This is a genomic window from Microbacterium thalassium, from assembly GCF_014208045.1.
GTDB lineage: Bacteria > Actinomycetota > Actinomycetes > Actinomycetales > Microbacteriaceae > Microbacterium > Microbacterium thalassium.
In genome coordinates this window covers 13,438-30,900 of the sequence record NZ_JACHML010000001.1, presented here as the reverse complement: position 1 = coordinate 30,900, position 17,463 = coordinate 13,438, and the positions used below count along the sequence as shown (strand labels likewise).

The 17,463-nt window shown below is 72.2% G+C and carries 15 protein-coding genes; 12 read left to right on the top strand and 3 right to left on the bottom strand.

Annotated features, from left to right (window positions below; translation table 11 throughout):
• Nucleotides 1–27: 27 nt before the first annotated feature.
• Nucleotides 28–987: a LysR family transcriptional regulator gene (locus tag HD594_RS00130; protein ID WP_184749011.1), complete on the bottom strand. Its 960-nt coding sequence runs from the start codon at nucleotides 985–987 to the stop codon at nucleotides 28–30.
• Nucleotides 988–1,131: 144 nt separating this feature from the next.
• Here HD594_RS00130 and HD594_RS00125 point away from each other — a divergent pair, with 144 nt between their 5' ends.
• The 7 genes from HD594_RS00125 (at nucleotide 1,132) to HD594_RS00095 (ending at nucleotide 8,286) form a co-directional block, all read left to right on the top strand.
• Complete coding sequence (locus HD594_RS00125) at nucleotides 1,132–2,490, top strand: aminomethyl transferase family protein (protein WP_184749010.1); 1,359 nt, start codon at nucleotides 1,132–1,134, stop codon at nucleotides 2,488–2,490.
• Nucleotides 2,491–2,584: 94 nt separating this feature from the next.
• On the top strand, nucleotides 2,585–4,381 hold the full coding sequence (gene acsA / locus HD594_RS00120; protein WP_184749009.1) for an acetate--CoA ligase: 1,797 nt from the start codon (nucleotides 2,585–2,587) through the stop codon (nucleotides 4,379–4,381).
• On the top strand, nucleotides 4,378–5,379 hold the full coding sequence (gene pdhA, locus HD594_RS00115; RefSeq protein ID WP_184749008.1) for a pyruvate dehydrogenase (acetyl-transferring) E1 component subunit alpha: 1,002 nt from the start codon (nucleotides 4,378–4,380) through the stop codon (nucleotides 5,377–5,379). Before acsA ends, pdhA begins: the two co-directional genes overlap by 4 nt.
• Complete coding sequence (locus HD594_RS00110; protein WP_184749007.1) at nucleotides 5,376–6,356, top strand: alpha-ketoacid dehydrogenase subunit beta; 981 nt, start codon at nucleotides 5,376–5,378, stop codon at nucleotides 6,354–6,356. Before pdhA ends, HD594_RS00110 begins: the two co-directional genes overlap by 4 nt.
• On the top strand, nucleotides 6,349–7,716 hold the full coding sequence (locus HD594_RS00105; RefSeq protein ID WP_184749006.1) for a 2-oxo acid dehydrogenase subunit E2: 1,368 nt from the start codon (nucleotides 6,349–6,351) through the stop codon (nucleotides 7,714–7,716). Before HD594_RS00110 ends, HD594_RS00105 begins: the two co-directional genes overlap by 8 nt.
• Nucleotides 7,713–7,955, top strand: coding sequence for an acyl carrier protein (locus HD594_RS00100; RefSeq protein ID WP_184749005.1), 243 nt, complete (start codon nucleotides 7,713–7,715; stop codon nucleotides 7,953–7,955). The genes HD594_RS00105 and HD594_RS00100 overlap by 4 nt, the downstream gene beginning before the upstream one ends.
• 49 nt (nucleotides 7,956–8,004) lie before the next feature.
• Nucleotides 8,005–8,286, top strand: coding sequence for a 2TM domain-containing protein (locus HD594_RS00095; RefSeq protein ID WP_184749004.1), 282 nt, complete (start codon nucleotides 8,005–8,007; stop codon nucleotides 8,284–8,286).
• Here HD594_RS00095 and HD594_RS00090 read toward each other — a convergent pair.
• Complete coding sequence (locus HD594_RS00090; RefSeq protein ID WP_184749003.1) at nucleotides 8,253–9,074, bottom strand: IclR family transcriptional regulator; 822 nt, start codon at nucleotides 9,072–9,074, stop codon at nucleotides 8,253–8,255. The genes HD594_RS00095 and HD594_RS00090 overlap by 34 nt on opposite strands.
• Nucleotides 9,075–9,153: 79 nt before the next feature.
• On the opposite strand from HD594_RS00090, the gene hutH reads away from it, so the two are divergent.
• Genes hutH through hutI form a run of 5 tightly spaced genes read left to right on the top strand, consistent with a single transcriptional unit; the run spans nucleotide 9,154 to nucleotide 16,128 of the window.
• Entirely contained in the window at nucleotides 9,154–10,713 is a 1,560-nt protein-coding gene (gene hutH, locus HD594_RS00085) for a histidine ammonia-lyase (RefSeq protein WP_184749002.1), read from the top strand.
• A 19-nt stretch (nucleotides 10,714–10,732) separates the two neighbouring features.
• Complete coding sequence (hutU, locus tag HD594_RS17225; RefSeq protein ID WP_246413776.1) at nucleotides 10,733–12,397, top strand: urocanate hydratase; 1,665 nt, start codon at nucleotides 10,733–10,735, stop codon at nucleotides 12,395–12,397.
• Nucleotides 12,394–13,605 carry an allantoate amidohydrolase gene (locus tag HD594_RS17220; RefSeq protein WP_271171250.1) on the top strand — a complete coding sequence of 404 codons (1,212 nt, stop codon included), beginning with the start codon at nucleotides 12,394–12,396 and terminating at the stop codon, nucleotides 13,603–13,605. Before hutU ends, HD594_RS17220 begins: the two co-directional genes overlap by 4 nt.
• Entirely contained in the window at nucleotides 13,602–14,948 is a 1,347-nt protein-coding gene (locus HD594_RS00075; protein WP_184749001.1) for a formimidoylglutamate deiminase, read from the top strand. Before HD594_RS17220 ends, HD594_RS00075 begins: the two co-directional genes overlap by 4 nt.
• 1 nt (nucleotide 14,949) lies before the next feature.
• Nucleotides 14,950–16,128 carry an imidazolonepropionase gene (gene hutI / locus HD594_RS00070; RefSeq protein WP_184749000.1) on the top strand — a complete coding sequence of 393 codons (1,179 nt, stop codon included), beginning with the start codon at nucleotides 14,950–14,952 and terminating at the stop codon, nucleotides 16,126–16,128.
• Nucleotides 16,129–16,159: 31 nt separating this feature from the next.
• On the opposite strand, the gene HD594_RS17770 is transcribed toward hutI, so the two are convergent.
• Nucleotides 16,160–17,389 carry a glycosyltransferase gene (locus HD594_RS17770; protein WP_184748999.1) on the bottom strand — a complete coding sequence of 410 codons (1,230 nt, stop codon included), beginning with the start codon at nucleotides 17,387–17,389 and terminating at the stop codon, nucleotides 16,160–16,162.
• Between the last annotated feature and the right edge of the window lie 74 nt (nucleotides 17,390–17,463).

The following is a 17,463-nucleotide window of genomic DNA, read 5'->3' as shown; positions in this document are numbered from 1 at the left end:
CTCGCCGTTTGCCGGGGGCTCAGGATGTCAGGCGCGGCCGCCGGCCGCCGGGCGTGCCTGGCGCTCCACCGCGTCGCCGTGGATGACGAAGAAGCGGCCCGAGGAGCCCTCGATCGCGTAGGCGACGGTGGCGTACAGCCAGTCGAGTGCCGCCATGTGCTGGGTCGTCGAGCGGCGGTAGAGCGACACCTCGACCGGCGGCATGTCGAACGGCAGAGGCTGCACGACGAGGGGCCACGTCGTCGCCCATCCCTCGGCGATCGTGTCGGGGACGGTGGCGATGAGGTCGCGGCTCGCCGCGAGGACCGCGGGCAGTGTCGTGACGTGGCGGAGCGCGATCACCGGATCGACGGCGAGTCCGGCACGGCGCTGAGCGATCGCGAGCAGGGGAGCCCCCGAGTCCTCGCTGGCGGTCACGTGCTGCGCGGACGCGTACGCCCGCAGATCGACCGGCTCCGCCGCGAGCGGATTCGCCTCCGACATCACCACGGCGTACCCCTGCGATTTCAGGACGCGACGTTCGAAGCCGCCCGCGATGGTCGCCGTGGTCACCGCGAGATCGACGGTGCCCCTCGACAGCCATTCGGGCAGGGCATCGACGTCGAGCGGCACGACCTCGACCCGCATGTGCGGCGCACGCGAGCGGAGAGCCGTCAGAATGGCCGGCAGCCAGCCGATCTCGCCGAGTTCCGACAGGGCGATCCGCACGATTCGCCGCGACTGGGACGGATCGAACGTGTGAACCTCGTCGATCGTGCGGTCGATGCCCGCGATCGCATCCCGGAAGCCGGGGTACACGCTGTCGGCGAGCGGCGTCGGACGCATGGAGCGCCCGTCACGTTCGAAGAGCGGGTCGTCGAGTTCGCGCCTCAGCCGCCCGAGGGCCTGACTGACGGCGGGCTGCGTGACGAACAGGCGCGCAGCCGCGGTCGTGAGGCTCTGCGTCTCGTAGACCGCGACGAAGACGCGCACGAGGTTCAGATCCACGACGTGCGCGCCCTCCCGTGCGGACTAAGCACTTCTTCGCTGATCATAAGCACAGCTTATTCCCGATCACCCCGAAAACAACGCTGGGTAACTAACATGGGCGACGGATGCCCGGCATCCGCTCGGACGAACGAAGGAGTTCTCATGCCCGAATCCGCCGCAGAGGCCATCGCCCGCACCGGCAGCCCGGTCGAGCTGCTGCGCAACGCGCAGGCCCGGCCCACCATCTTCCCGGTCACGCCCGAGTTCACGAACTGGCGGTCGGAGCAGCTGTCGTGGCGCACGAGCGTCGCGCTGCTGGATCAGTCGCACCACATGACCGACCTGTTCATCTCGGGGCCCGACGCGCTGCGGCTGCTGAGCGACACGGGCGTCAACAGCTTCGCGAACTTCGGCGTCGACAAGGCCAAGCAGTTCGTCGCCGTGAACCACGAGGGGTACCTCATCGGCGACGCCATCCTGTTCCATCTCGAAGAGGAGGTCTTCGACCTGGTCGGCTGGTTCATGGTGCTCGACTGGGTGCAGTACATCGGCGAGACCGGCGACTACGACGTGACCTTCGAGCGCGACGCGAACTCGCTCATGCGCGAGCCGGGCGTCCCGCCGAAGCTGTACCGCTACGAGCTGCAGGGCCCGAACGCACTGGCTCTCATGGAGAAGCTCACGGGTGCCCCCGTCCCCGCGACGAAGTTCTTCCACATGGCCACCTTCACGATCGACGGCCTCGAGGTGCGGTCGCTGCGTCACGGCATGGCCGGCCAGCCCGGGTTCGAGCTGTTCGGTCCGTGGGACGAGGGGGAGCAGGTCCGGAACGCGATCATCGCCGCCGGCGAGGAGTTCGACCTGGTGCTGGTCGGAGCCAAGGCCTACTCGTCCGCGAACCTCGAATCCGCGTGGGTGCCGTCGCCCCTTCCGGCGATCTTCACCGGTGCGGGGAGCGCCGACTACCTGCAGTGGCTGCCGGCGACGCGCGTCGGGTCGCTGGCCGGAAGCTTCACCTCGGACGACATCGAGGACTACTACCTCACGCCCTACGACCTCGGGTACGGACGCAGCGTCGCCTTCGACCACGACTTCATCGGGCGCGCCGCGCTCGAGCAGCACGCCGCCGGCGAGCTGCGCACGAAGGTCACGCTCGTGTGGGACCCCGAAGACCTCTCCGCCGCGCAGCGCACGCTGTACGAGCCGGGCACGCCCGCGAAGTACATCGACTTCCCGAAGGCCCGCTACGGCGTCTACCAGGTCGACCGCGTGCTCGCCGACGGCGTCGACGTCGGCGTCTCGCACGACGCGGGCTACATCACCGGCGAGCAGGTGTTCGCGTCGCTCGCGAGCCTCGACGCCGCTCACGCCGAGCCGGGGACCGAGGTCGTCGTCGTGTGGGGCGAGGAGCCGAACTCGACCAAGCCCGCCGTCGAGCCCCACCGCCAGATCGAGATCCGCGCGACGGTCTACCCGGCGCCGTACTCGTCCTTCGCCCGCGAGAACTACCGCAAGAACTGACGTGGGATCGACCGGGGCGGATGCCGCGGCATCCGCCCTGCCCGCGGGACCTATGGCCTTGGCCTCGGAAGGGCCGCGGACGTAGCCTCCGGGCATGAAGGCACTGGCGCCGACACACTGGCCGACGATCGCCAAAGACATCAGCGGTCTCGCCGTTCCCCCCAACCTCGCGGACTATCCGGCGACGCGGGAGGCATTCAGCTGGGCTGAGGAACGACGCACGCTGACGGGTCTCCCCGGCGGTCACGTGAACATCGCCTACGAGGCGGTCGACCGACATGCCGCGGGTGATCAGGGCCATCGCGACGCGTTCCGCTTCGTGCAGGCGGATGGCAGCATCCATCCGCTCACCTACGCGCAGCTCTCGCACGAGACCGATCGCTTCGCGAGCCTGCTGCGCACCCTCGGCGTCCAGCGCGGCGAGCGGGTCTTCTCGCTGCTCGGCCGCGTGCCCGAGCTGTACATCGCCGCCCTCGGCACCATGAAGCACGGCGCGGTGTTCTGCCCGCTCTTCTCGGCCTTCGGTCCCGAGCCGGTCCGGCAGCGGCTCGACCTCGGCTCGGGCGCCGTGCTCATCACGACGCGCGCCCTGTACAAGCGGAAGGTCGCCCGCCAGCGCGACGACCTCCCGTCGCTCCGGCACGTGCTGCTGATCGACGCAGACGGAGACCCCGAGCCCGACACCGTCGACCTCGCGGCGGCGATCGCCGACGTGCCCGACTACGGCCCCATCGCCGAGACCGGCCCCGAGGACATGGCGCTGCTGCACTTCACGAGCGGCACGACCGGCCGGCCGAAAGGGGCCATCCACGTCCACGACGCCGTGACGGCCCACTCCGCCACCGGCCGCTACGCGCTGGACCTGCATCCGGACGACATCTACTGGTGCACCGCCGACCCCGGCTGGGTCACCGGCACGTCGTACGGCATCATCGCGCCCCTCGTCCACGGCGTCACGGCGGTCGTCGACGAGGACGAGTTCGACCCGGAGCGGTGGTATCGCATCCTCGCCGACCAGAAGGTGACCGTCTGGTACACGGCGCCCACGGCGATCCGGATGCTGATGAAGGCCGGCGCCGAGCGCGCGAAGCAGTACGACCTGTCGAGCCTGCGGTTCATCGCGAGCGTCGGAGAGCCCCTCAACCCCGAGGCGGTCGTCTGGGGCGAGGAGGCCTTCGGGCTTCCCATCCACGACAACTGGTGGCAGACCGAGACCGGCGGCATCATGATCGCCAACTACGCCTCGATGGACATCCGCCCCGGTTCCATGGGGCGGCCGCTGCCGGGCATCGAGGCCGCCATCGTCGCGCGGGATGCCGACGGCGAGCCGATCGTGCACGACGGCGAGGCCCAGCTCGTCACCGACCCGGATGTCAGCGGCGAACTCGCCCTGCGGCCCGGGTGGCCCTCGATGTTCCGCGGGTACCTCAACGAAGAGGAGCGGTACCGCAAATGCTTCGTCGGCGGGTGGTACCTCACCGGCGACCTCGCCCGCCGCGACGCGGACGGCTACTTCTGGTTCGTCGGGCGCGCCGGCGACGTCATCAAGTCGTCCGGCCACCTCATCGGCCCGTTCGAGGTCGAGAGCTCGCTCATGGAGCACCCGGCCGTCGCCGAGGTCGGCGTCATCGGGGTCCCCGACGAGGTCGCCGGCGAAGTCGTCATGGCGTTCGTCGAGCTCAAGCCCGGCTTCGAGGCATCCGAATCGCTCAAGCGCGAGCTCATCGGGTTCGCGCGCAAGCGCCTCGGCGCCGCGGTCGCCCCGCGCGAGCTCGAGTTCACGACGGCGCTGCCGAAGACGCGTAGCGGCAAGATCCTGCGTCGCCTGCTCAAGGCCCGCGAGCTGGGCCTGCCCGAAGGCGACACCTCCACGCTGGAGTCGGGCCGATGACCGAGGAGGACACCGCCGCCCGCATCGCGGGCGATCCCGAGCACGTGCGGCACATGCTCAGCCAGATGGTGCGGGTGCGCCGCTTCGAAGAGGCGTGCGTCGAGCAGTACAGCGCCACGAACATCCGCGGCTTCCTGCACGTCTCGATCGGCGAAGAGGCCATCGCGGCGGGCGTCATGGAGGCGCTCGGGCCCGACGACGCCGTCGTCGCGACCTACCGCGAACACGGTCACGCGCTCATGCGCGGCGTGTCGGCGGACAAGATCATGGCCGAGATGTACGGCAAGGCCGAGGGATGCTGCCGCGGACGCGGCGGCTCGATGCATCTGTTCGACGCCGAGACACGGTTCTACGGCGGCAACGCGATCGTCGCCGGCGGCCTGCCGATCGCCGTCGGACTGGCGCTCGCCGACAAGATGATGGGACGCCGCCGAGTCACGGCCTGCTTCTTCGGCGAGGGCGCGGTCGCCGAGGGCGCCTTCCACGAGAGCATGAACCTCGCAGCGCTCTGGGACCTGCCCGTGCTGTTCTGCTGCGAGAACAACCTCTACGCGATGGGCACGGCCCTCGAGCGCTCGGAGTCGCAGACCGACATGGCGCTCAAGGCGGCCGGGTACGAAGTGGCGTCCTGGGCCGTCGACGGCATGGACGTGCTCGCGGTCGAGGAGGCCGCGCGCCGCGCCGTCGACGCGATTCGCGCGGGGGCGGGCCCGCACTTCCTCGAACTGCGCACCTACCGGTTCCGGGCACACTCGATGTTCGACCCCGAGCACTACCGCTCGCAGGCCGAGGTCGAGGAATGGATGGAACGCGGCCCCATCGTGCACCTCAGAGCGGCGCTTGAGGCGGCGGGGGAGCTCGGCGACGACGCGTGGGCCGCCATCGAGAAGGCCGCCGACGACGAGGTGCGGGCGGCCGTCGCCTACGCCGAAGCCGGAACGCTCGAACCCGTGGACGAACTCATGCGCTTCGTGCACAGCGAACGGACGGCGTCATGAAGACCACCTACCGCGAAGCCATGCGCGCCGCGATGCGCGATGCGATGCAGCGCGACGAACGCGTCTTCCTCATGGGCGAGGACGTCGGCCGCTACGGCGGCGGCTTCGCCGTGAGCCTGGGCCTGCTCGAGGAGTTCGGCCCCGCCCGCATCCGCGACACCCCGCTGTCCGAGAACGGGTTCACCGGCGCCGGCATCGGCGCGGCCCTGGGCGGCATGCGGCCGATCGTCGAGATCATGACCGTCAACTTCAGCCTGCTGGCGCTCGATCAGATCGTGAACAACGCCGCGGCGCTGCTGCACATGTCGGGCGGGCAGTTCAACGTGCCGCTCGTCATCCGCATGACCACCGGCGGCGGCCGTCAGCTCGCCGCGCAGCACTCGCACAGCCTCGAGGGCTGGATGGCGCACATCCCGGGTCTGCGGGTGGTCGCGCCGGCGACGCTCGAGGACGCGCGCGGCATGCTGTGGACGGCGCTCGAGGACCCCGACCCGGTGATGATCTTCGAGCACGGGTCGCTCTACAACGTGTCCGGCGAACTCGCCGACGATGCCGGGCCGGTCGACATCGACCGGGCGGCGGTGCGCCGCGACGGGACGGATGTCTCGATCATCACGTACGGCGGCACGCTGCCGACCGCGCTCGAGGCGGCCGAGACCCTCGCGGGCCAGGGCATCGGCGCCGAGGTGCTCGATCTTCGGACGCTGCGTCCGCTCGACGACGACGCCATCCTCGCGACGGTCGCCAAGACGCACCGCGCCGTCATCGTCGACGAGGGCTGGCGCAGCGGCAGCCTCTCGGCCGAGATCAGCTCGCGCATCACCGAGTCGGCGTTCTACGACCTCGACGCGCCGATCGGACGCGTCTGCCGGGCTGAGGCTCCGATGCCGTACTCCCGCCACCTGGAACTGGCCGCGCTGCCGTCGGCCGAGCGCGTCGTGGCCGCGGCCCGCGAGGCGGTGGGCGCCGATGGGTGATTTCCGGATGCCGTCCCTCGGCGCCGACATGACCGAGGGCAAGGTCGTCGAGTGGCTCGTGAAGCCCGGCGACCACGTGGACCGCGGCGACATCATCGCCGAGGTCGACACCGCCAAGACCGTCATGGAGGTCGAGACCTTCGAGGGCGGGACGATCGCGGAGTTCCTGGTCGACCTCGGCGAGACCGTGCCCGTCGGCACGCCGATCGCGCGCATCACCGCAGCGGCGGACGGCGAGCCCGCCGAGCCTGCAGAGGCCGTGGTGACGGAAGCGCCGGCGCCCGCATCCGAGACACACGAGCCCGTCGCGCACGCGACACCGCCCGTGCGGCACCTCGCGCACGAGCTCGGCGTCGACCTCGACCACCTGCACGGCAGCGGTCGCGGCGGTGCCATCACGCGAGCGGACGTCGAAGCCGCCGCATTCGAAGACCACGCCGTCGCCGCACCGCCCGTGCCGGCGACGGCGACCACGTCCGCGCCCGGCGCCGACCGCGTGAGGTCGTCCCCGGCAGCGCGCCGGCTCGCCGCCGATCTCGGGGTCGATCTCGCCGCGGTCCACGGCACGGGGCCGGCGAACGCGGTCACCCTCGCCGATGTGCGCGCGGCCGCCCCGGCATCCGCTCCGTCTCCTCGCGGTCCGGAGCCGGCCGTGAAGCCCGCCGCCCCGCCCGCGGCCGCCGAGCAGGACGACCGCGTCGAGAAGCTGCATCGCGCGGTCGGCGCACTCATGGCGCGCTCGAAGCGCGAGATCCCGCACTACTACCTGAGCACGACGATCGACCTCGGTGCGGCGCAGGACTGGATGCGGCGCACGAACGCCGGACGCCCCATCACCAAGCGCCTCGTGATGTCGGCGCTGCTGCTGGCCGCCACCGCGCAGGCTGCGAAGCGGGCTCCGCGCGTCAACGGCTTCTACACCGACGACGGCTTCGAGTCCCGCGACGCCGTGCACCTCGGTGTCGCGATGGCGCTGCGCGGCGGCGGACTCGTCGCGCCGGCGATCCTCGACGCCGACACGCTCTCGGTCGACGACCTCATGGCCGGGCTGCGCGACCTCGCCAAACGCGCTGAGAAGGGTCGCCTGCGTCGCGCCGAGATGGCGGACGGAACGATCACCGTGACGAACCTCGGCGACCTCGGCGTCGAATCGATCCTCGGCGTCATCTTCCCGCCGCAGGTCGCACTCGTCGGCTTCGGCCGCGTCGTCGAGCGGCCGGTCGCGCACGACGGCCTGCTCGGCGTGCACCCGACGGTCACCGCGACGCTGTCGGCGGATCATCGCGCGAGCGACGGCATGGAGGGCGGGCGCTTCCTCGCCCTCATCGACGAACTGCTCCAGAAACCGGAGGAATTGTGAACGCACAGGATGCCCGGGCGGCGGTCTTCGCCGCCCTCGACGAGGTCGCGCCCGACGTCGACACGTCCGACCTCGACACGTCGTGGCGGCTGCGCCAGGACCTCGAGATCGACTCCCTCGACTTCCTGCGGCTGCTCGAGGTGCTCTCGGAGTCGACCGGAGTGGACACCCCGGAGGAGGACTACCGGGGTCTGGCCACCGTGCAGCAGGTCATCGACTACGTCGCTGCCCGAGGCTGATGCCCCCGGTACCGAACGACAGACACGAACAAGAGAAGAGGAGAAGACCATGTCCGACATCAGCGGACTCACCGAGGAGCAGCTTGCGTTCCGTCGGGCCAAGGCCACCACGGGCCTGCTCTGGCACGTCGGCGTGTACGTCATCATCAACGGGATGCTCTGGTTCCTGGATCTGTGGACCGGGCCCGGCATCCAGTGGGCCTTCTGGGTCACCGTGTTCTGGGGCGTCGGGCTGCTGTTCCACGTGCTCGCCTGGTTCGTCGACGGCCGCCAGGTCGAGCGGCGGCTCGCTCAGCACTACCTCGAGAAGGAGCGGCGCGACAACCCCTGAGCCGGCCCGGTGGCGGTCGGCGGGCGGCCCTGGACGCGGCGCGAGAGATCGGATGCCGCGGCGGTGACCTGCGTCACGATCTCGCCGACCGACTCCTCCGCCAGCTCCGACGCGAACGTCACCGCGATGCTCGCGATCGGCCAGTCGGCGTGGTCGCGCACCGCGACGGCGACCGATGACAGGCCGGGTGTGATCTCGCCGTTCTCGATCGCGTGCCCCCGCGCGCGCACGTCGACCAGTTCGCGCGACAGGGCCGAGTAGCTCGAGATGGCCGGCTCCCCGCGCTGCGTGAACGCGTTCGCATCGGGGAACAGTGCGCGCAGCTGCGGCTTGGGGAGTGCCGCGAGCATCGCCAGGCCACTGGCGGTGAGGTGGCTGGGCAGGCGTACGCCGACGTCCGACACGAGCGAGGGGCGGCGTGGTGCGCGCTCCTCGATGAGATAGATCACGTCCCGGCCGTGAAGCACCGCGAGATGCCCGCTCTCGCCGAGCCGGTCGACGAGCCCGGCGAGCACAGGACCGCCGAGCCTCGTCAGCGGCTCCTGCCGTGAGAAGCCGGAGCTGATCTCGAACGCGGCGAGCCCGATGCCGTAGCGGCGGGCCTCGGGGAAGTGCAGCACGAACCCGAAGTCCTCGAGGACGCCGAGCAGGCGGTACACCGTCGAGCGCGGCAGGTCGAGGTCGGCCGCGATGCTCGACGCGGTGACCGGCCCGCGCTGCATCGACAGGTGCCGCAGGATCGCGAGGGTGTGGCGCGCGGCCGGGGCGGACTCGGCGGGGGCGGTCATGGGGCCACTGTCTCACATATGAGACAGAATCTGCCCGGGGCGCCAACCCCGCCGCATCACGATGACGTGTGATGGAACCATGCTCAGCACCACCCCCACCCGCACCGCGGTCGTCGTCGGCACCGGCCCCGTCTCGATCGACGACGTCGTCGCCGTCGCGCGGCAGGGCGCCGTCGTCGAGATCGGCGAGGACGCGCGCGCCGCGGTCATCGCCAGCCGCCGCACGATCGAGGAGCTCGCGACCGACCCGGCTCCCCACTACGGGATCTCCACCGGATTCGGCGCGCTCGCGACCACCTTCATCGGAACCGAGCAGCGCACCCAGCTTCAGCAGAGCCTCATCCGCTCCCACGCCGCCGGCTCGGGCGACGAGGTCGAGCGCGAGGTGATCCGCGCCCTCATGCTCCTGCGCCTGTCGACCCTGCTGACCGGACGCACCGGCGTCCGGCTCCAGACCGCCGAGACCTACGCGGCCCTCCTCAACGCCGGCATCACCCCGGTCGTGCGCGAGTACGGCTCGCTCGGGTGCTCGGGCGACCTCGCTCCGCTGTCGCACGTCGCGCTCGCGGTGATGGGCGAGGGCACGGTGCGCGACGCCGCCGGCACGTTCCTGCCGGCCGCCGAGGCGCTCGCCGCAGCCGGCATCGAGCCGGTCGTCCTCGCCGAGAAGGAGGGCCTGGCGCTCGTCAACGGCACCGACGGCATGCTCGGGATGCTCTTGCTCGCGATCCACGACCTGCGGATGCTGGCGACCACCGCCGACATCACCGCGGCGATGAGCGTCGAGGCGCTGCTCGGCACCGACGCCGCCTTCGCCGACGACCTGCAGCGGCTGCGTCCCCAGCTCGGCCAGCGCGCCGCGGCCGCGAACATGCGCCGCGTGCTGGCCGGTTCCGCCATCGTCGCCAGCCACCGCGGCGACGACTGCACGCGCGTGCAGGACGCCTACTCGCTGCGGTGCGCGCCGCAGGTGCACGGCGCCGCGCGCGACACCCTGGCGCACGCGACCCTCGTGGCCGAGCGCGAGCTGGCCTCGGCGATCGACAATCCGGTCGTGACCCTCGACCACCGCGTCGAGTCGAACGGCAACTTCCACGGCGCCCCGGTCGCGTACGTGCTCGACTTCCTCGCGATCGCCGCCGCAGACGTCGCGAGCATGTCGGAGCGTCGCACCGACCGGATGCTGGACCCGGCCCGCAGCCACGGGCTCCCCGCCTTCCTCGCCCACGACGCCGGCGTCGACTCCGGCCTCATGATCGCGCAGTACACCGCCGCGGGCATCGTGTCGGAGCTCAAGCGGCTCGCGGCTCCCGCATCCGTCGACTCGATCCCGTCGTCGGCGATGCAGGAGGACCATGTCTCGATGGGCTGGGCCGCGGCACGCAAGCTCCGCCGGGCGATCGACGGTCTCACCCGCGTGCTCGCGATCGAGGCGCTCACGGCGGCGCGTGCGCTGGACCTGCGCGCACCGCTGACCCCCGCCCCCGCGACCGCCGCCGTGGTCGCCCGCATCCGCACGCGCGTCGCCGGGCCCGGCCACGACCGCTTCCTGTCGCCCGAGATCGAATCCGTCGTCGACGAGGTCGCCGCGGGCAGCCTGCTCGCCGCCGCCGAGACCGCCGTCGACACCCTCGCCTGAACCAACGAAGGACACCGAGATGACCGAGCACCTGCCCCGCACCGTCCGCGCCGCGCGCGGCTCCGAGATCACGACCAAGGGCTGGGCCACCGAGGCTCCGCTCCGCATGCTCATGAACAACCTCGACCCCGAGGTCGCCGAGCGCCCCGACGACCTCGTCGTCTACGGCGGCACGGGTCGCGCCGCCCGCAGCTGGGAGGCCTACGACGCGATCGTCCGCACCCTCGAGACGCTCGAGCTCGACGAGACGCTGCTGGTGCAGTCCGGCAAGCCCGTCGGCGTGTTCCGCACCCACGAATGGGCGCCGCGCGTGCTGATCGCGAACTCGAACCTCGTCGGCGACTGGGCGACGTGGCCCGAGTTCCGCCGCCTCGAGCAGGCGGGCCTGACGATGTACGGCCAGATGACCGCCGGCTCGTGGATCTACATCGGCACGCAGGGCATCCTGCAGGGCACGTACGAGACCTTCGCGGCCGTCGCCGACAAGCGCTTCGGCGGCACCCTGGCCGGAACCCTGACGCTCACCGGCGGCGCCGGCGGCATGGGCGGCGCGCAGCCGCTCGCCGTCACCATGAACGAGGGTGTCGTGCTGATCGTCGACGTCGACCCCGCGCGCCTGCAGCGTCGCGTCGACCACGGCTATCTCGACGAGATGACCGAGGACCTCGACGACGCGCTCGCTCGCGTGCTCGCGGCGAAGACCGAGCGCCGCCCCCTGTCGGTCGGCCTCGTCGGCAACGCCGCGACCGTCTTCCCCGAGCTGCTCGAGCGCGGGGTGCCGATCGACATCGTCACCGACCAGACCTCGGCGCACGACCCGCTCAGCTACCTGCCCGAGGGCGTCGGCGTCGAGGAGTGGCACGCGAAGGCCGAAGCCGACCCCGAGGGCTTCACCGCGGCAGCCCGTGCGTCGATGGCCAAGCAGGTCGAGGCGATGGTCGGATTCCAGGATGCCGGTGCCGAGGTCTTCGACTACGGCAACTCGATCCGCGCCGAGGCGCAGCTAGGCGGCTGCGACCGGGCGTTCGACTTCCCCGGCTTCGTCCCCGCCTACATCCGCCCGCTGTTCGCGGAGGGCCTCGGCCCGTTCCGCTGGGCGGCGCTGTCGGGCGACCCCGCCGACATCGCGGCGACCGATCGCGCGATCCTCGAGCTCTTCCCCGAGAACGAGAAGCTGCGCCGCTGGATCACGGGAGCGGCCGAGAAGGTCCACTTCGAGGGCCTGCCCGCGCGCATCTGCTGGCTCGGCTACAAGGAGCGCCACCTCGCCGGACTGAAGTTCAACGAGATGGTCGCCTCCGGCGAGCTGTCGGCGCCGGTCGTCATCGGCCGCGACCACCTCGACTCCGGCTCGGTCGCCTCGCCCTACCGCGAGACCGAGGCGATGGCCGACGGGTCCGACGCGATCGCCGACTGGCCGCTGCTCAACGCGCTGCTGAACACCGCGTCGGGCGCGACGTGGGTGTCGCTGCACCACGGCGGCGGCGTCGGCATCGGCCGCTCGATCCATGCCGGTCAGGTCGTGGTCGCCGACGGCACGCCGCTGGCGGCCGAGAAGATCGAGCGCGTGCTCGTCAACGATCCCGGCACGGGCGTCATGCGTCACGTCGACGCCGGCTACGAGCGTGCCCGCGAGGTCGCCCGCGAGCGGGGCCTGCGCATCCCCATGGAGGAGCAGGCGTGATCCAGCCCGCGGTCGCCCACGGTCGCCTGACCGGTCTCGACGAGATCGTCGACGTCGGCCGCGACCGGGTCCGCGGCGGCTACTCGCGGCACGTGTGGGACACGGCGGAGCTCGAACTGCGGGAGTGGTTCCGTGCCCGTGCGGCGGCCCTCGGCCTCGATGTCGAGACCGACCGCAACGGCAACATCTGGGCCTGGTGGGGTTCGCCCGGGGCGGATGCGGTCGTGCTCGGCAGCCACCTCGACTCGGTTCCCGGCGGCGGCGAGTTCGACGGCCCGCTGGGCGTGGCGAGCGCCCTCGACGCGATCGCGATGCTGCAGGCCGACGGCGTCACCCCGACCCGCCCCTGCGCCGTGGTCGTGTTCGCCGAGGAGGAGGGCTCCCGCTTCGGCGTCGCGTGCCTCGGATCGCGGCTGCTGACCGGCGCGATGACGGCCGACCGGGTGCGCGCCCTCACCGACGCCGACGGCGTCACCTTCGCCGACGCCGCCGCGGCGAACGGCACCGACCCCCGCTTCGTCGGGCACGATCCCGAGACGCTGGCCCGGATCGGCGTCTTCATCGAGCTGCACGTCGAGCAGGGCCGCGGCCTCATCGACCTCGACAGCCCGCTCGCCGTCGCCTCGAGCATCCTGGCCCACGGCCGCTGGCGCATCGACTTCACCGGCGAGGGCAACCACGCCGGGGCGACGCGCATGGCCGACCGCCGGGATCCCATGATCGCGGCCTCGCGCGGCATCCTCGCGATCCGCGACGCCGCGCGCGGCGACGATCGCGCCACGGTGGGGCGCATCGAGGCCGTTCCGGGCGGCACCAACGTCATCCCGTCGCGCGTCACGACGTGGCTCGACGCCCGCAGCGACCTCGACGGCGACGCCCGGTCGCTCGTCGCCGAGATCACGGCGCGCGTGCAGGACGCCGCGGCCGCCGAGCAGTGCGAGGCGCGCGTCACGGAGGAGTCCTGGAGCGGGCAGGTCGTGTTCGACCCGGCCCTGCGCGACCGGCTCGCCGCGACGCTCGGCGGCATCCCGGCCCTGCCGACCGGCGCCGGGCACGACGCCGGCATCCTCTCGGCGCATGTGCCCACCGCGATGCTGTTCGTGCGCAACCCGTCGGGCGTCTCGCATTCGCCCGAGGAGCATGCCACGCTCGAGGACTGCGTCGCGGGCGTCGTGGCGCTGACCCACGTGCTGCGAGGTCTGGTGTGACGATCCACTGCGAGGCGGCCCTCGTCGACGGCGTCGTCGAGGCGGGCGTCCGGCTGGACGCCGACGCTGACGGCCGCATCGACGGCGTCGCGCTCGGGGTCGCACCGCAGCCGGGCGATCTGCGTCTCGGGTTCGCTCTGCCCGGCATCGGCAACGCGCACTCGCACGCCTTCCACCGGGTGCTGCGCGCCCGCACGCACGACGACGGCGGCGACTTCTGGCGCTGGCGCGAGCAGATGTATGCGGCGGCCGCACGCCTCGACCCCGAGCGCTATCACGACCTCGCGCTCGGCGTCTTCGCCGAGATGCTCGCCGCCGGCTGGACCGCTGTGGGCGAGTTCCACTACGTGCACCACCGCCCGGACGGCTCGCCGTACGACCCCGCCCACGCGATGGAACTCGCGCTCGCCGAAGCAGCGCGGTCCGTCGGGATCCGCCTCACCCTCCTCGACACGTGCTACCTCACGGGTGGCATCGGAAAGCCGCCGTCGCCGGATCAGCGTCGATTCGGCGACGGCACCCCCGCCCGGTGGCTCGCACGCTGGGAGAGCCTGCGCGACGCGCTGCCGGCCGACACCGTGCTCGGCGCCGCGGTGCACTCGGTGCGGGCCGTCGCCCCGGACGACATCACCGAGATCGTGCGGGCGCTGCCCGCGGACGTCCCCCTGCACGTCCACCTCTCCGAGCAGCCGCAGGAGAACGAGGACTGCGTGCGCGCGCACGGTCTCACGCCGACGGGCGTCCTCGACCGCGCGGGCGCGCTGTCGCCGCGGCTGAGCGCCGTACACGCGACGCACCTCGCCGAAGACGACATCCGGATGCTGGGCGACGCCGGCGTGACGATCGCGATGTGCCCGACCACCGAGGCCGACCTCGGCGACGGCATCGGGCCGGCCCGCCGGCTCGCGGACGCGGGTGCTCGCATCGCACTCGGCTCCGACCAGAACGCCGTCGTCGATCCGTTCCTCGAGGCTCGCGGGCTCGAGGCCGGCGAGCGGCTCGCGTCCGGCCGGCGCGGCCGGTTCGGCCCCGCCGCGCTGACGGACGCCCTCACCGCGAGCGGCTACGCGTCGCTGGGGCTGACCGGCGGCATCCGCCGGGGAGCCCTGTGCGACCTCGTCGAAGTCGACACCGCGTCGGTGCGCACGGTCGGCGCCGACCTCGCGCAGATCGCGCTCGCGGCCACGGCATCCGACGTTCAGCGGGTGGTCGTCGGCGGGACGGTGCGCGCCGCGTCGGGCGCCCTGGCTCCGGCCGGCGCCGGCCGCCGGCGCGGAACCGAGCCCGCGCGGCTCCTCGCCGACGCGCTCGCCGCCTTCCCCCTCCCGTCCGCGAAGGAGTGACATGGCCCGTTCCCAGCTGATCACCGACATCGGAGAGCTCACCACGCAGGTGCCGGGCGAGCCGCGGCTCACCGACGCCGCGCTCGTCATCGAGGGCGACCGCATCGCGTGGATCGGCTCCGCTGCCGACGCCCCGGCGGCGGATGAGTCCGTCTCGGTCGCCGGGCGCGCGGTGCTGCCGGGGTGGGTCGACTCGCACACGCACATGGTGTTCGCGGGCGACCGGTCCGCGGAGTTCGAGGCGCGCATGGCCGGGCAGAAGTACGCCGCCGGAGGCATCGCCACGACGGTGCGCGCCACGCGCGCGGCGACCGAGGCAGAGCTGGCCGGCAACCTGAGCCGGCTGCGGGGCGAGGCGCTGCGTCAGGGGACCACGTTCCTCGAGACGAAGACCGGCTACGGCCTCGACGTCGCCTCGGAGGAGGCGTCGGCCCGCATCGCCGCGGCCGAGGCCGACATCGTCACGTTCCTGGGCGCGCACGTCGTGCCCGAGGGCATCGACGCGCGGGAGTACCTGGATCTCGTCACCGGGCCGATGCTCGACGCGGTCGCGCCGTGGGTGCGGTTCATCGACGTGTTCTGCGAGCGCGGGGCGTTCGACGTCGAGCAGTCGCGCGAGGTGCTCGAGGCCGGGCGACGCGCGGGCCTCGGCCTGCGCGTCCACGGCAACCAGCTCGGTCACGGCGGGGGCGTCGCGCTCGCGGTGGAGCTGGGCGCGGCGAGCGTCGACCACTGCAACGCCCTCACCGACGCCGACGTCGACGCGCTCGCCGGCTCCGACACGGTCGCCACCGTCCTGCCGGCATGCGACCTGTCGACGCGCGAGCCGCTCGCGCCCGCACGCCGGCTGCGGGACGCGGGGGCGACCGTCGCGATCGCGACGAACTGCAACCCCGGCACCAGCTACACCACCTCGATGCAGTACTGCGTCGCGACCGCGGTGCTGCAGATGCACCTCTCGATCGAAGAGGCGGTGTGGGCGGCGACCCGCGGCGGCGCGGTCGCGCTCGGCGTGCAGGACAGCCCGGATGCCGTCGGCATGCTCGCCGTGGGCGGTCGCGCCGACCTGCAGGTGCTCGACGCCCCCTCGATCTCGCACCTGGCCTATCGCCCCGGCGTCCCGCTCACCGCCGCCGTGTGGCGCGCGGGCGAGCGGGTGCCGGCGGCATCGTCCTGGTAGGGGCGGCCGCGCCGCGAGCAGCGCAGTCGCGCTAGATGTGCTGCTCGATGTACCGCGCCGATGCGGCGGCGCCGTCCTCGGTCGCGTAGGCGGCCCGGACCTCTTCGGCCGCGCGGCGGACGGCGGGGTCGTGGAGCACGCGATCGACGGCGAGGACGAATTCGGTGCTGCCCGCCTTCTTCGGCGGGAGCGAGATCGCGTTCCCGCGCTTCTCGCACAGACGCACGTGCCACGTCTGCTCGGGCTGCAGGCCCATGCCCACGAACGGCACGCCGGTCGCGCACGCCGTCTGGACGGTTCCCTGGCCGCCGTGGATGACCGCCGCGTCGACGAGCCCGCCGAGCTTCGGCGCCGGCAGCAGGTCCGTCACGTGGATGTTCGGGGGCAGCTCGTCGTCGTCGCGCACGAACTGGCGGATGGGGGCGACGACGTTCACCGGGAGCTTGCCCAGCCCGTCCGCGCACTGGAGCGCGAGTTCGCGGTTGCCCGACGACCCCAGTGCGAGGTACACGAGCGGTTCGTCGCGGGCCGCGAGCTCTTCGACGATCGGCGGGATCGGCGCGTCGATGTCGGCGAAGATCGGGCCGACGCGCGTGAACGAGGGCGGCAGCGTGAAGCCGTCGAGCTCCCACGGCATCTCGGTCAGCAGGTTGTGGTCGGCGGTGATGAGCGAGCCGATCGTCTTCAGCGGCGGAACGCCGTTGTCGCGAGCCACCGTCGCGAAGGCCTTCGGGGCGAGCGGCACGGAGTTGTAGAACCCGCGGAACGCGGCCGTGGCGAGGCGGTCCGCGATGCGCGCGAGCCGGCCCCGGCCCTGCACGAGCCACAGATGGGGCGTCTGCGCCACCTGCGGCTCGGTGAGGGCGAACGGCACCGGGAAGAAGAGCGGCACGCTCTCGGCGCGCGCCGCGATGAACGACGTGAGGTTCGAGCCCGTCACGACCGCGCGCGCGTCGTGCTCGCGGATGAGCTCCCGCTCGCGGGCGACCCGCGCCGCGACGAGCTCCCGCGTGAACGGACTCGTCATCGACCGGCCCTGGTCGAAGGCCATCGCCTGATCGCGTTCGGCGTCGCTCCAGGCCGGTTCGCACGCGATGTAGGGGAACCCGGCATCCGTGATGAGGTGCACGAAGTCGTGTTCGTACCCCATGAACACGGGGTCGCACCCGGCGCCCAGTGCACGCGCGACCTGGATCATCCGCGTCGTCTCGGCCAGGTTGAACGTGACGGGGCAGAACAGGATCCGCTTCTTCCGGGTCACCCGCGCCCTCCTCGATCTTCGGGTCGTACGTCCACTCTGCCGCACGTGCGGGGCTCCCGTTCAGCGGGAGCCAC